The following is a 12,883-nucleotide window of genomic DNA, read 5'->3' on the forward strand; positions in this document are numbered from 1 at the left end:
CCCTCCGTAACTATTTATTGTTAATCATTAATTCGGCAATTTGAACTGCATTAAGTGCAGCACCTTTTCTTATGTTATCAGCAACTACCCAAAGATTTAATCCGTTATCTATACTAAAGTCTCTTCTTATTCTTCCAACATATACATCATCTTTGTCGGTAACTTCAAGTGGAGTTGGATACTGAAGATTTTCTACGTCGTTCCAAACTGTTACTCCAGGTGCTTCTTCTAAAGTTTTTATTACATCTTCAAGTTCAAATGGATTTATAGTTTCTACATTTATACTTTCACTGTGTGAATTTAAAACAGGAACTCTTACTGTTGTAGCAGTTACTTTTAAATCATCAATGTGAAGTATTTTTCTAGTTTCATTTATCATCTTCATTTCTTCTTTAGTGTATCCATTTTCTAAGAATACATCTATATGAGGTAATACATTACCTACAATTGGTTTTGGGAACTTCTTAGGTGCAATACCCTTCATTCCGTCTTCTAAGTCTTTTATAGCTTGTATACCTGCACCAGATACTGCTTGGTAAGTTGAATAAACAACTCTCTTTAAACCGTATTTATCATTAATTACTTTTAAAACTGGCATAGCTTGAATTGTAGAGCAGTTTGGATTAGCTATTATTCCATTATGCCATTTTATATCTTCTGGATTTACTTCTGGAACAACTAAAGGAACTTTAGGGTCCATTCTCCAAGCACTACTATTATCAATAACAACTGCGCCATATTTTGAGAATATAGGTGCAAATTTTAAGCTAGTATCTCCACCAGCTGAAAATAATGCAAAATCTATATCTTTTGATTTAATATTTTCTTCTATAGTTTCTTCAACTATATATTCTTTTCCTTTGAAAGTCATTTTCTTTCCTTTTGATCTTGCTGAAGCAAAAAGGTAAAGATTTTTTACTGGAAATTCTCTTTCTTCTAAAATGCTTAAAAATTTTCTTCCTACATTACCAGTAGCCCCAACTATTGCAACGTTATACAAATTAATCCCTCCAATACTATATATATATTTGTATATACAATAACTATAAGTATTTATTAAATAAATATCAAGTGATATTAGAAAAATATTGGGAAAAACTATTTTTTTAAAAAACTTTTCACAATATTATATTAAATAGCTTCGGGAATAATACAATTTTTTCTGGAAAGAATAAAATTGAAGAATGGAGTGAGAAATTGTGAGTAAAACACCTTTAAAAAAAATAATTAAATCAAAACTTAAATCAAATAAAGAATTAACAGAAGCTGAAAAGCTTAGAGAAAAAATAAAATATGAAATAGCAGAAGAACTTGGCCTAAGTGATAAGATAGATAATGGTGGCTGGGGAGCTTTAACTGCTGAAGAGACAGGAAGAATTGGAGGTATAATGACAAGTAGAAAGAAAAAACTTAATATACCAACTAATGATGTTATATTAGGAAGAAAAAAATTAGATGAAACAAACGGGGATAATGTAAGTAAATAGTTTGACTTAATCTACAAATAATTATAATATAAATGGTAGTATTTTATAAAGAAATGGGGGAGTTTTATGGCATATGAGAAATTTGCTAAAGTTTATGATGAATTAATAAATGAAGATATAGACTATGAAAAAATAGCAAATAGATTAAAAGAGATAATGGATATGCACAATATCAAATACGATGATTATCTTGATTTAGCTTGTGGAACAGGAAATGTTTCATTAAAACTTGCTAATTCCTTTAAAGATTCTTTTGCTGTAGATTTATCAGAAGATATGCTAATTGAAGCTTTTAATAAATTTAAAAAAGAAAAGATAAAAAGTAAGTTAGTGTGCCAAGATATGACTGAGCTAGAATTAAATCATAAATTTGATTTAATAAGTTGTGTTTTAGATTCTACTAATTATATATTAGAAAAAGAAGATTTAAAGAGTTACTTTAATTGTGTCTATAATCATCTAAAAGAAGATGGTATTTTTGTATTTGATATAAACTCTTATTATAAACTATCTAACATTTTAGGAAATAATATATATACTTATAATTCAGAAGATGTATTTTATTCATGGGAAAATGTATTTGAAGATGAGATAGTAAATATGTTCTTAACATTCTTTATAAAGGATGGAGACCTTTATGAAAAATTTGAAGAGGAACATTATGAAAGAGCTTATAAAGAATCTGAAATTGAAAGTATATTAAAAGACTGTAAATTTAAGATATTGGATAAATTTGAAGGTTATGACAATAAAAGTGTATGTGAAACTTCAGAGAGAATATTATATGTAGTAAAAAAAGAGATGGAGGGATAACTTATGAAAGATAAGATTATTAGAGGTACAGCTAAAGATGGAATGGTTAGATTTGTAGGAGGTATAACTACTAATTTAGTTAATGAAGGAGTATCTTTACATGAATGTACACCAGTTGCATCAGCGGCACTTGGAAGAATGCTAACTGCATGTTCATTAATGGGAGTACAATTAAAATCAGATAAAGAAGTAATAACATTAAAAATAAATGGTGGTGGAGAACTTAATGGTGTTACAGTTACTGGACATTCAGATGGCTCAGTAAAAGGATTTGTTGGAAATCCAAATGTAGATCTTCCACTTAAAGAAAATGGTAAGCTTGATGTAAGTGGTGCTGTTGGAACAAATGGATTACTATATGTAATAAAAGATATGGGAATGAAAGATCCATATGTAGGACAGGTACCAATATATACTGGAGAAATTGCAGAAGATTTAGCATACTATTTCACAGTATCAGAACAAACACCATCAGCAGTTTTACTTGGAGTTTTAGTTGATAAGGATCTTTCAATAAAAGCAGCTGGAGGAGTAATAATTCAAATGATGCCAGATGCAGATGAAATGTTAGCTGATCTTATAACTTATAGAATACAAGATTTAAAATCAATAACAACTCTTATAGAAGAAGGAAAAACAATAGAAGATATTATAGGAGAAATATTTGAGGATATGGATCCAAAAATATTAGATACTATTGAACCAGAATATAGATGTGATTGTTCAAAAGAAAGAGTAAATAAAGCTTTAATAAGTATTGGTGAAAAAGAATTACAAGAAATATATGATGATAATAAGTCAGAAGAAATTGTATGCCATTTCTGTAATAAGAAATATGAAATAACTCACGATGAAATTGGAGAATTATTAAAAGAGTGTAGAAAATAGTTTAAAAAGAGTTCATTAATTTGAACTCTTTTTTATTTGTAAACATTTAGTTATATTATAAAAATTTTTATTTACATATTACGCCCAAAATATGACTATTATTTTAATTTTATACATAGTATATTGCTTATTAAGTTTTAAATGTCTACAATTTTTTTAGGGAGAATAGTTTTATATTAGTATATATTTAAATATAAATTAATTTAAAATTATTCTTTACTCTTTATTAATATTAAAAAGGGAGAGATGTTTATGTCAGTATGTGAAAACTTAGAACCAAAGAAAGTATTTCATTATTTTGAAGAGATAACTAAAATTCCACATGGCTCATACAATGAAAAAGAAATAAGCGATTATCTAGTAGATTTTGCAAAGAAGAGAAATTTAGAAGTAATACAAGATGAAGCATTAAATGTAATTATAAGAAAACCAGCTACTAAAGGATATGAAAATATAGCTCCTGTAATAATACAAGGACATATGGATATGGTTTGTGAAAAAACTTCAGGAAGCAATCATGATTTTAAGAAAGATCCTTTAAAATTAAGAATAGACGGAGATTATTTATATGCAACTGATACAACATTAGGTGCAGATGATGGTATTGCAGTAGCATATGCATTATCTATACTTGATTCAGATGATATAGATCATCCAGCTTTAGAAGTAGTATTTACAACTTGCGAAGAAGTTTCAATGAATGGAGCTGAAAAATTAAATACTAAAAATCTAAATGGTAAAATACTTCTTAATATAGATTCAGAAGTAGAAGGTCAATTCTTAACAGGATGTGCTGGAGGAATTAATACTAAAATAAGTTTTGAAAAGGATTTAGAAGATGTTAAAGGAAAATGCATAACATTATCTATAAATGGATTACTTGGAGGACATTCAGGAATTGAAATAAACAAGCAAAGAGGTAATGCTAACAAATTAATGGGAAGAGTATTATATGAAATTAGAAATGATATACCATTTAATTTAGTGAAAATAAATGGCGGTACAAAACATAATGCAATAGCTAAAGAGTGTACTGCTGTAATTTCAGTAAAAGATGAAAAGGATATTAAAAAGATAGAAGAAATAGCTAGTAAAATGGAAAAAGACTTTAAAAATGAATTTAGAGTATCAGATTCAAGTGTTAGCGTAAAAGTTTCAGAATGTACTTGTTCTAATATAAATAAACAACTTACAGATAGTAAAACTAATGATTTAGTTAATTTCTTAATTTCTGTGCCAAATGGAGTACAAAATATGAGCTTGGATATTAAGGGATTAGTTCAAACTAGTTTAAATCTTGCAATAGTAGAGACTAACGATAAAGATATAGAAATAACTACATCAATAAGAAGTTCTATAAAGAGTTTAAAATATGAAGTGTTTGATACTTTAAGTGCTATAGCTTCTATGTCACATGCTACTATAGAAAAGATTTCTGAATATCCAGAATGGCAATATGATCCAAATTCTAAAATAAGAGAATTATGTCTTGATATTTATAAAAAAATGTTTAATAAAGACGCTGAAGTAACAGCTATTCATGCTGGACTTGAATGTGGTTTATTTAAAGAAACAATGGAAGATACAGATATGATAAGCTTTGGACCAGATATATTTGATGCACATAGTGTAAATGAACATTTAGGTATATCATCAGCTAAGAGAATGTATGAATTCCTTTTAGAAGTTTTAAAAGAAATGAAGTAAAAATTAATAAATAGAAGTCACTAAAGTTTTAGTGGCTTCTAAAGTTTTTAAAATTTAAGGAGTGATTAATATGGCAGTAGAAAGAAAAAAACTATCTCAAACAGCTTATGGAGGCTGTAAGGGAGAGGACTACATACCATTTGTTCCGACCTCAGATGTTATGCCAGAAACTACAGGGTATTCAATTATAGTTGGTGTAATTATTGCATGTATATTTGCAGCAGCTAATGCTTACCTTGGATTAAAGGTAGGTATAACAATTGCATCAGCTATACCAGGTGCAATTTTAGCTGTAGGAATATTAAAAGGAACATTTAAAAGGAATAATATATTAGAAGCAAATCTTTCATGTTCATTATCTGGAATGGGTGAAGCAGCAGCTGGATGTTCAGTTTTCGTATTACCTTCACTTATTTTAGCTGGTTTTAACATTAGTTTATTAACTATAATATTAATTATTGTTGTGGGTGGATCAATGGGTGTATTCTTTATTACTCCACTTAGAAGATACTTAATAGTCGAAGAACATGGAAATTTAGTATATCCAGAAGGTATGGCAGCTTCAGAAGTATTAGTAACAGCTAGTCAAGGCGGAAGTTCATTTAAAACAGTTTTAGTTGGTATTGGACTTGGAGGTTTATATAACCTTTTATCTGATGGATTTAAATTATGGGGTGGAAAAACTACTTATACATTTAAAGGATATCAAGGTACAATGATTGGTTTTGATACTTTAGCTCCAGTTCTTGGTGTTGGTTTTATAGTTGGAGTTAGAGTTGGACTTTTAATGTTTGGTGGATCATTAGTAGCATGGTTTGGGCTTATTCCATTAATAAAATTCTTTGGCGCTGGATTAAGTAATGTTATTTTCCCATCAACAAAAGTAATATCTCAAATGTCTGCAATGGAAATATGGTCAAACTATATTAAATATATAGGTGCAGGTGCTGTTGCTATGGGTGGTTTTATATCACTTGCAAAATCTATGCCTACTATAATAAATAGTTTTAAGCAAGCTATAACAGGCCTTATTAAGGAAGAAGAAAACGGAAAAAATGAACCTAAATGTAGAACAACTAAAGAAACACCTATAGTATGGCTTATTGGGGCTGCTTTAGTTGGATTTTTTGCAACATGGCTTTTACCAATGTTTAAAGCTGGAGTATTAGGCGGAATATTAGCTGTAATATTTGCATTTTTCTTTGCTGTTGTATCAGCAAGAATGGTTGGTATAATTGGAGAATCAAATAACCCAGTTTCAGGAATGGCAATTGCATCACTTTTATTTATAGCAATTATATTTAGATTAACAGGTCTTACAGGTAATGTTGGAGTAGAAAAATCACTAATTGTAACTTCAATAGTTGCAGCAGCTGTAGGGGTTGCAGGTGCTACTTCTCAAGGACTTAAGACAACATTTATAATTGGTGGTACTCCAAAAGATAATCATATATGGATGTGGGTTGCAATGGTATTTTCAGCAATTATGGTTGCAATTGTAATCTTTATGCTTAATAAAGCTTATGGACTTGGATCATTAGATGTTCCAGCACCTCAAGCTACATTAATGAAAATGCTAGCAGATGGTATAATAACTGGACAAATCCCATGGACTTTAGTATTTGTTGGAGCATTTATATCAATATTCTGTGAAATGGCAGGAATTCCAATTTTACCAGTTGCACTTGGTGTATATCTTCCTATAACTTTAAATGCAACAATATTAGCAGGTGGAGTTATAAGAGTTTTAGTTGAAAAAAGATTTAAGAAAGATGAAGATAAAGATGCTAAAGGAGAAGCAGTTGAAAAAGGTATTCTTACAGCATCAGGGCTTGTTGCAGGTGGTGCTATTATGGGTATAATAGTTGCAATGCTTACAACATTTGGAGTTAACATTGGATTTGGTGAAAAATTCTTACCATCAATTACACAAAGTAATTGGTTGCCACTTATAATGTTCTTACTTCTTGCTCTATGGTTCTATACTTCATCAGTTAAAGGTGGAAAGGACTTTAAGATAAAACATGAAAAAGAAGGAATGTAATAAAAAAGACAATATTAACAAAAAAGCTAACTATAACTTTTTACTCTACGTTCCTGAAATTAAGTATAATAACTGGAAGGTAGTAGATGATAAAGTCGTTATTTACTTTGAAGTTAAAGATCCAGTTAAAAGATTTATTGGATGGCTTTATAAAACTTCACCTAGTTGTGATATAACTTTTGATGAACTATGTACAAAGGCGTGGCTTCTTATAGATGGTAAAAGATGTGTTTATGATATTGCAGAGATTATGGCAAAAGAATGCAATGAAAGTATAGATAGTTCAATTCATAGAGTTGTTCCTTATATTCATCATATTGCAAAAAAAGGATGGATATCATTTAAGGAAGTCAAAAAAGTTAGTTAAAAATTAAATACAAATAAAAAAGTGGATTGCTTAAAATTAGCAGTCCACTTTTTTTATTGGAGGCGCCACCCAGATTTGAACTGGGGATAAAGGTTTTGCAGACCTCTGCCTTACCGCTTGGCTATAGCGCCTTGTCTTTATAGTTTATTATATACTTAAAATTAAAAAAAGATGACAACTTTTAAAAATGAATTTTAAAAATTTTTTTGGATAAAATAAATTTAGATATGAAAGGAGTGCATATAAAAGATGGATATTAAGATTGAAGAGATAAATAAAATTTTACTAGAAGATAAGACACCATCTAAATATTTTAATAATTTATTAGAAGAAGGTAGATTAGATAAATATCCACTTTCAGAACTAAAGAAGTTAAAGAAAATAGAACAATCAAAAGTACATCATCCAGAAGGCAATGTGTGGAACCATGTAATGCTTGTATTAGATAATGGTGCACATTATAGAGAATATGCTAATGATAAAAAAGCTTTTATGTGGGCACTTCTTATGCATGATATAGGAAAGATAAGTACAACTAAGCTTAGAAAAGGAAGATGGACCTCTTATGATCATGATAGAGTAGGAGCAGATGAATGTATAAAATTAATGCAGGATATGGGAATAAGCGATACAGATTTTTTAAATAGAGTCAGTAATTTAGTAAGATACCATATGCATTTTTTATATATAACAAATAAACTTCCTTTTGGAAATACTAAAGAGATGTTAAAAAAAGTAGATATAAATGATATTACTCTAGTTTTTTTATGCGACAGACTTGGAAGAGGAAATTTAGAGAAAGAAGATAAACTTGAAATAATAGCAGCTATGCATGAGTTCTTAGATAAATATAAAGATTTAGGATATGGAAAGCTTAATTTTATAAAGTAAATAAAAGCTATAAAGTTAAAAATAAACTTTTATAGCTTTTATTAATCTAAATTGAAACATTTTAATAAGTAGTACGTAATATATAGAGAACATTATATTGAAAGAATACTGCCTCTATCTATAAGTTTAGAATCGCTTAAATATATAGGGGTTACCCCATGTTTATATAAAAATGATTTTATAAGATCTCCATATAAATAATTATCAAGACTACCGAAGAAGGCAAGATGATTATCATCAATCATGCCTCCAGTACCACCTATAAATCCATAATCTAGTCCTTCAAGTATTATATCACCGGGCGGGACTAATAAGGTGTCATAACCGCTTCTTTTAAGTTTGTTGGAAATTATTTTATCAGATGTTATAAAAGCATCTTCTTTTACTTTTAAAACAGAACATTTAGTGTAACCTTGTTTTACATCTAAAAGAGTTTTTTTATTACATAAAGATAAAAGATTAGGGTCAGTAAATTTTAAGTTATGCATAAAAAAGTTATCTGATATTAATGCATTTAATATTATGTCGTAAGGATATTTATTTTCTAATGAGTTTTTAGAAAAAGAAAATTTTATATCAAATTCATTCAATATATTAAGAAATGATTTATCTATATCTTTATGAACTAATATATGTTTAGCTTTACTATCAATTATAGATAGTTGAATATCAGGATGACCGTTTATTGCATCATAAACAAGATTTGTCTTTGGGACTTTAATAGGAACAACTCCGTACTTTTTTAAGTTTAGGAATTCTATTTCAGTAATTCTATAATCAACAAAAGAATACATAATTATCCTCCTTAAATATAAATATATATTTAAACTACTATGAATATGCTAAAAAATCAATAAAACTAGGAAGTTTTACAAATTTATATTTAGTATAGTGAAAATGCATTTAATACATACTATTACTAAGAAGGGAGTGAAATTTATGCTTGTATTGAAGTTAGCTTATATGGGAGAATTAGACTTTATAAAAGAGTTACAAGAATTGAAAACCCTACTAAAAAGTAAAGATATAGTAATAGGTTTAGTTGAAAAGATAGAAGGTAAAACTCATATTATAAAAGTTATGTGCGAAGATGAGTGTTATAGTGAAGATGTTTTTGAAAAAATTAAAATATATATAAGTGAAGTACTATATGAAGTTGTAATTAGACATTATAAAGAAAATGAACTGTTTGAATTTTTAACAGACACATATTTCTTTTTAAAACAAGATGAAATTATAGATGTAGAAGTTGAAATAATGAAGACTCTACTTAGAAAAAATAAAATAGAAGATGAAAATTCTATTTACTGCGAAAATAAAATAAATAAGATAATTGGAAAGATAAAAGACTGTTTAGAAGAAAACAATGAGTTAAATATAAATGGATTTATAACATTTAGAATGAGGGAACTTAAAAATGATATAGAAAGAGTTATAGATAAAGTTGTAGAGAAGTACATGGTAGAAAAAGAATATAGAGAATTTATAAAACTACTTAAATATTTTGTTGATATACAAGAAAGTAAAGTAAGTAGAATTGATATTATAATAGATAAAGATGGAAACTATAAAATTGTAGATGATGAAAATAATAACCTGTTTGATGAGTTTATGAATGAACTTACAGAATGTAAAGTTGGAGTAAATGCAAACATTGAAGATATAATAATAAGCGGCTTAATAACTAATGCTCCAAAAAAAATTGTTATACACGAAAAAAAATACTGTACAAATAAAGAATTTATTGATACAATTATAAATGTCTTTGGAGACAGAGTTAAATTTGAAGATGAATATAAAGATGTTATTCATTAAGTTTAAAAAAATGTTGACAAAGAAAAGAAAAAATAGTATTATGTTTTAGGGAAGAAGAAACAGCCGTTTCTCACCTTGCGACTCTTTAAAAAGATGTTAGCATGGTTAGTTTATTTGAGAGATTAAACAGGACGGCTTTATGCCGTCCTTTATTTATATGTATTGTTTTAATTGGTAAAAACATGGAGGTGGAAGCCATTAGTAAAAATTATATAGTTAATGAAGACATCAAAAAGAAGGAAGTAAGATTACTTTCTAAAGATGGAGAACAACTTGGAATATTTTCAAGTAAAGAAGCTTTAAAGCTTGCAGACGAAGCGGAGTTAGATTTAGTGATGATATCACCAAATGCAAACCCACCAGTTTGTAAGATAATGGATTTAGGTAAGTTCATATATGAACAATCTAAAAAAGAAAAAGAAGCTAAGAAAAAACAAAAAGTTATTAATGTCAAAGAAATAAGAGTAAGTCTTACAATAGAAGAAAATGACATTGCAATCAAAGCTAAAAAAGCTAGAAAGTTCCTATTAGATGGTGATAAAGTTAAAGTCACTGTAAGATTCAGAGGAAGAGAGATGGAATTAGGACATATTGCCCAAAAAATTCTTGACAACTTCCAAGGAAAACTTGAGGATGTTTCTATCATCGAAAAGCAACCAAAAAGAGAAGGTAGAAGCATGACAATGATTTTAGGGCCTAAAAAGGCATAAGTTGAGAGGAGGATGTTATCATGCCAAAAATGAAGACACATAGAGGTGCAGCAAAGAGATTTAGAAAGACAGGTACAGGTAAACTTAAGAGAGCTAAAGCTTTCAGAAGCCACATACTAACTAAGAAGAGTGCTAAGACTAAGAGAAAGCTTAGAAAAGGTGGATACGTATCAACTACACAAGAAAAAGCAATGAAGAAATTATTACCATACCTATAAGAGTTTGGATACAGGAGGTTTTGTTAAATGGCAAGAGTTAAAAGAGCAGTTAACGCTCGTAAGAATCATAAAAAAGTATTAAAGCTTGCAAAAGGATACTACGGTGGAAAGAGCAAGTTATTTAAAACAGCTAACGAATCAGTAATCAGAGCATTAAGAAATGCTTATGTTGGAAGAAGATTAAAGAAGAGAGATTACAGAAGACTATGGATAGCTAGAATAAACGCAGCTACAAGAATGAATGGTCTTTCATACTCAAGATTCATGAATGGAATCAAATTAGCTGGAATAGATATAAACAGAAAGATGTTATCAGAAATAGCTATAAACGATCCAAAAGCATTTGCAGAATTAGTTGAAGTAGCTAAGAAGCAAATAAACGCTTAATTATAGATGAAAAATGCGACTTAGGTCGCATTTTCTTTATATGTAGAGAATTTTTCTCTTAATTATTTAATGTTTTTAAAATTTTAATAATTATATAACGAGGATTTAACAATAGAGTAGTAATATCTAGCTGTTAATATTTTATTATAGATAGTATATAATATTATTAAGCGTGGGTTATATAACCTTTGAGGTGGATTAAATGAGAAAAATTTTTATAAAAAAAATAAAATTAGATGCGGTTCAAATATTGGCGCTTGGATTCGGAATTGTAATACTTATAGGAGGTATAATATTAAGTTTACCAATTTCGTCAGCAAGTGGGGAAAGTACAAATTTTCTAGATGCATTATTTACTTCAACATCGGCAGTTTGTGTTACAGGTCTTGTTACATTAGATACAGGGACATATTGGAATCAATTTGGTCAGATAGTAATTATGCTTTTAATTGAGGTAGGTGGGCTTGGATTTATGTCTTTTGCCACATTTATTGCAGTTTTACTAGGAAAGAAAATAACATTAAGAGATAGATTGGTAATGCAAGAAGCTTTAAATACATTTAGTATTCAAGGTCTTGTAAAAATGGTAAGATACGTTCTAGGATTTACTTTTGCAGTACAATTCTTTGGAGCTCTTTTATTATCTACACAATTTATCCCACAGTTTGGGTTAGCAAAAGGTATATATTTTAGTATATTCCATTCAATTTCTGCTTTTTGTAATGCAGGGTTTGATTTGATGGGAGGATTTTCATCAGTTACAGCTTATTCAAGCAATGTTGTAATATTAATAACTATAAGTAGTCTTATAATAATTGGTGGATTAGGTTTTACTGTTTGGCTTGAACTTTATAACTATAGAGGACTTAAAAAATTATCAGTTCATTCAAAGGTAGTATTATTAATAACAGCAATACTACTAATAGGTGGAACAATTTTAATGTTCTTATTTGAAATGAATAATCCAGAAACCATGGGACATATGAGTTTTGGTGATAAAGTTTTAAATTCATATTTTGCATCAGCATCACCTAGAACAGCTGGATTTAATAGTGTATCAACAGATGGTATGACTAATTCAGGAAAATTCTTAACAATTATTTTAATGTTTATTGGAGGATCACCAGGGTCAACAGCAGGTGGACTTAAAACAGCAACATTTGGAGTAATAATTTTAACAGTAATATCTGTTATAAGAGGAAGAGAAGATACTCAAGTATTTGGAAGAAGATTTTCAAAAGATTTAGTATATAAAGCTTTCTCATTACTTATAATTGGAATGTCTCTTGTAATAGGGGTAACATTAATACTTTCAATAACTGAACCAAATGAGTCATTTATAAACATATTATATGAAGCAACTTCAGCCTTTGGTACTGTAGGTCTTACAACAGGAGTTACTCAAAGATTAAGTTCAATTGGTAAAGTTATAATACTTATAACAATGTATTTTGGAAGGGTTGGTCCTATGACAGTAGCATTAGCCTTTTTAAGAAATAAGAAAAAGCAGACTCATAAATATCCAGAAGGTAAGATTTTAATAGGTTAGGAGAGAA

At 28.7% G+C, this 12,883-nt stretch carries 14 protein-coding genes and 1 tRNA gene; 12 read left to right on the forward strand and 3 right to left on the reverse strand.

Annotated features, from left to right (window positions below):
- Window positions 1-10: 10 nt before the first annotated feature.
- A complete protein-coding gene (locus ACZ5TJ_RS06620) occupies window positions 11-1,000 on the reverse strand; it encodes an aspartate-semialdehyde dehydrogenase (RefSeq protein WP_054199544.1) in 990 nt (329 codons plus the stop codon).
- A 199-nt stretch (window positions 1,001-1,199) separates the two neighbouring features.
- Here ACZ5TJ_RS06620 and ACZ5TJ_RS06625 point away from each other — a divergent pair, with 199 nt between their 5' ends.
- From ACZ5TJ_RS06625 to ACZ5TJ_RS06650, 6 genes are all read left to right on the forward strand, one after another.
- Window positions 1,200-1,487 (forward strand): small, acid-soluble spore protein, alpha/beta type, encoded by a 288-nt coding sequence (locus ACZ5TJ_RS06625; protein WP_464202138.1) that lies wholly within the window; start codon window positions 1,200-1,202, stop codon window positions 1,485-1,487.
- 66 nt (window positions 1,488-1,553) lie between these two features.
- A complete protein-coding gene (locus ACZ5TJ_RS06630; RefSeq protein ID WP_464202139.1) occupies window positions 1,554-2,300 on the forward strand; it encodes a class I SAM-dependent DNA methyltransferase in 747 nt (248 codons plus the stop codon).
- Between the two features lie 3 nt (window positions 2,301-2,303).
- Window positions 2,304-3,188, forward strand: coding sequence for an Hsp33 family molecular chaperone HslO (gene hslO / locus ACZ5TJ_RS06635; protein ID WP_045725593.1), 885 nt, complete (start codon window positions 2,304-2,306; stop codon window positions 3,186-3,188).
- A gap of 252 nt (window positions 3,189-3,440) precedes the next feature.
- Window positions 3,441-4,895 carry an aminoacyl-histidine dipeptidase gene (locus ACZ5TJ_RS06640; protein ID WP_464202141.1) on the forward strand — a complete coding sequence of 485 codons (1,455 nt, stop codon included), beginning with the start codon at window positions 3,441-3,443 and terminating at the stop codon, window positions 4,893-4,895.
- A gap of 70 nt (window positions 4,896-4,965) precedes the next feature.
- Window positions 4,966-6,939: an OPT family oligopeptide transporter gene (locus ACZ5TJ_RS06645; protein ID WP_464202142.1), complete on the forward strand. Its 1,974-nt coding sequence runs from the start codon at window positions 4,966-4,968 to the stop codon at window positions 6,937-6,939.
- Window positions 6,920-7,306, forward strand: a complete 387-nt coding sequence (locus tag ACZ5TJ_RS06650) for a PqqD family peptide modification chaperone (RefSeq protein ID WP_464202143.1) — start codon at window positions 6,920-6,922, stop codon at window positions 7,304-7,306. The genes ACZ5TJ_RS06645 and ACZ5TJ_RS06650 overlap by 20 nt, the downstream gene beginning before the upstream one ends.
- A 57-nt stretch (window positions 7,307-7,363) precedes the next feature.
- Here ACZ5TJ_RS06650 and ACZ5TJ_RS06655 read toward each other — a convergent pair.
- Window positions 7,364-7,437: transfer RNA gene (locus tag ACZ5TJ_RS06655), tRNA-Cys, on the reverse strand.
- 118 nt (window positions 7,438-7,555) lie between these two features.
- Between ACZ5TJ_RS06655 and ACZ5TJ_RS06660 the strand changes: the two genes are divergently transcribed.
- Window positions 7,556-8,197: an HD domain-containing protein gene (locus ACZ5TJ_RS06660; protein WP_464202145.1), complete on the forward strand. Its 642-nt coding sequence runs from the start codon at window positions 7,556-7,558 to the stop codon at window positions 8,195-8,197.
- Between the two features lie 92 nt (window positions 8,198-8,289).
- On the opposite strand, the gene ACZ5TJ_RS06665 is transcribed toward ACZ5TJ_RS06660, so the two are convergent.
- On the reverse strand, window positions 8,290-8,991 hold the full coding sequence (locus ACZ5TJ_RS06665; protein WP_464202147.1) for a DUF6873 family GME fold protein: 702 nt from the start codon (window positions 8,989-8,991) through the stop codon (window positions 8,290-8,292).
- 145 nt (window positions 8,992-9,136) lie between these two features.
- Here ACZ5TJ_RS06665 and ytxC point away from each other — a divergent pair, with 145 nt between their 5' ends.
- The 5 genes from ytxC to ACZ5TJ_RS06690 all read left to right on the forward strand — a co-directional run bounded on the left by ytxC (window position 9,137) and on the right by ACZ5TJ_RS06690 (window position 12,876).
- Window positions 9,137-10,012, forward strand: a complete 876-nt coding sequence (ytxC, locus tag ACZ5TJ_RS06670) for a putative sporulation protein YtxC (RefSeq protein WP_464202148.1) — start codon at window positions 9,137-9,139, stop codon at window positions 10,010-10,012.
- A gap of 188 nt (window positions 10,013-10,200) precedes the next feature.
- Window positions 10,201-10,722 (forward strand): translation initiation factor IF-3, encoded by a 522-nt coding sequence (gene infC, locus ACZ5TJ_RS06675; RefSeq protein ID WP_045725695.1) that lies wholly within the window; start codon window positions 10,201-10,203, stop codon window positions 10,720-10,722.
- Between the two features lie 20 nt (window positions 10,723-10,742).
- Complete coding sequence (gene rpmI, locus ACZ5TJ_RS06680; RefSeq protein WP_039316227.1) at window positions 10,743-10,940, forward strand: 50S ribosomal protein L35; 198 nt, start codon at window positions 10,743-10,745, stop codon at window positions 10,938-10,940.
- 27 nt (window positions 10,941-10,967) lie between these two features.
- The gene (gene rplT / locus ACZ5TJ_RS06685; protein WP_039316225.1) at window positions 10,968-11,327 is read left to right on the forward strand and encodes a 50S ribosomal protein L20; all 360 of its coding nucleotides are present in this window, start codon (window positions 10,968-10,970) and stop codon (window positions 11,325-11,327) included.
- Window positions 11,328-11,529: 202 nt separating this feature from the next.
- Window positions 11,530-12,876 carry a TrkH family potassium uptake protein gene (locus ACZ5TJ_RS06690; protein ID WP_464202149.1) on the forward strand — a complete coding sequence of 449 codons (1,347 nt, stop codon included), beginning with the start codon at window positions 11,530-11,532 and terminating at the stop codon, window positions 12,874-12,876.
- Window positions 12,877-12,883 lie beyond the last annotated feature (7 nt).

It is taken from the genome of Clostridium budayi (assembly GCF_055396605.1).